This window comes from Marinobacter iranensis, assembly GCF_029207565.1.
GTDB lineage: Bacteria > Pseudomonadota > Gammaproteobacteria > Pseudomonadales > Oleiphilaceae > Marinobacter > Marinobacter iranensis.
The window spans coordinates 1-271 of sequence record NZ_JANCMW010000163.1; the positions used below are offsets into that span (position 1 = coordinate 1).

Sequence of the window (271 nt, forward strand, 5' to 3'; positions counted from 1 at the left end):
GGCACATCTGCTTGCTAACCGCCAATGTAACGCTGACGGGCGCCTCCTTCGGCACCCATCTGACACGAAAACGGATTACTACGAAGTAGGCGAAGCATTAGAATCCGCCGCCTGCTCCCGCATGCGCGCTTCCAGCGCTTGCGCCGCAACCTTCGCTTCCGCCAGGGACAGCGCCCCCTCCGCTTTGTTCGGGTTGGTGTGTCCGACGTGCTCTTTCCAGGCTGCGCCGACCAGCCGGTGCCGCTGCAGGACCAACTCAAAGTACGACGTG

Annotated in this window: 1 protein-coding gene; it reads right to left on the reverse strand. The window is 62.4% G+C overall.

Translation table 11 applies throughout. The annotated features are described in order from the left end of the window. Positions 1-78: 78 nt before the first annotated feature. The coding region (locus tag NLU14_RS21870; RefSeq protein ID WP_275710578.1) for a hypothetical protein at positions 79-271 on the reverse strand (193 nt) is incomplete at its 5' end.